The sequence below is a fragment of the Campylobacter sp. W0066.1 genome (genome assembly GCF_024723635.1).
Lineage (GTDB): Bacteria > Campylobacterota > Campylobacteria > Campylobacterales > Campylobacteraceae > Campylobacter_D > Campylobacter_D lari_C.
In genome coordinates this window covers 1-1237 of record NZ_JANQCW010000040.1, presented here as the reverse complement: position 1 = coordinate 1237, position 1237 = coordinate 1, and the positions used below count along the sequence as shown (strand labels likewise).

Annotated in this window: 1 protein-coding gene; it reads left to right on the top strand. The window is 24.0% G+C overall.

The window, feature by feature from the left end; translation table 11 throughout:
* Window positions 1–1237, top strand: a 1237-nt coding sequence (locus CAMP18497_RS08155; RefSeq protein ID WP_442867805.1) for a hypothetical protein, incomplete at both ends; no start/stop codon positions are given.

Genomic DNA, 1237 nt, shown 5'->3' with positions numbered 1-1237 from the left:
GCCACTTCATCTTAGAAAACAAAGAAAAAAATAAAAAGCTTATATTTTTTGACAATGCTTCATCTATGTCAAATCTTTTACATCTTTATGAGAACAATTGTGATATATTTGTTAAAGATGAGTCATTAATCGATATAGCTTTATTAGAACAAAACTATAATCTAGATTTTAATAAACTAAAAACAAGAGTATTTTTTTATGAAAAACTTCTTTTAGGCGCAAAGGAAGATGAAATTTTTTCTTTCAATGATGAAAAAATAAATTATTATCTTAAATATGATGAGAATAATTTATATGCTTTAAAAGATTTAAACATTACTTATGATTATTATCATTGTAAGATTAAAAACTATGTTTTAGCTAAAAATAGTTTAAATATAAAATTAGAACCTAAAAAGATAAGCAAGCGCTATGCTTATGATGATTTAAACCATCAAGATCTAAATTTAACCCACAATAACACTAACATTATAAACAACACTGCTACTTCAAATTACATCAGCCTTATCATACAAGATGAACATGGCAAGGCTATTGATAATGCTAGTATTAGTATAAAAGGGTATGATCATGAAAAACTAATCAAGCAAAGCGTATTAAAATTAAAAACTAATAAAGAAGGTAAAATAAGATTTGATAGAGAAAAAGACTTTAGTAATTGTCATAGTTTTAAAGTTAGATTAGAAGATAATAAAGCTTATTTAGCCAAACCCTTACAAGATAGCAAAAGAATATTTAATAATTATATCAATCATAAAATAGGACTTATACTTAGGTTTAAAAATAAAGATTATTTTAAATATGATGGTTTTTATTTATATCATTTTAAAGGAAAAGATTTAATAGCTTCTTATATGGCAAGAAGTGGAGTAGCTAAAGCTGATAATTTAAAACCATCAAATAAACAAATTGCTTTTAGTTTTTATCAAGATATAAAAGATAAAACTACCAAGAAAAAAGCATATTTTTACTATGATGATGAAAGTATTAAAGATAAATTTGGAAGCTTACCTGAAGGAAAGTATTATTTTAAAATCAATGAGATTAATTACAACAAACAACCTGATTTTTTAAAAGATTATCCTTTTAGCATAGGTAAGACTTGGGGAAAGTATTGTGTTAGATTATACACAGATAAAGAATGCTCTAAAAGTTTTAAAGAAATAGAAATTTCAAATCCAAATGATGAAAAAGGAAAAAGCAAGAATAAAGAAAGTATGAGTAAGGGGGATTTGTA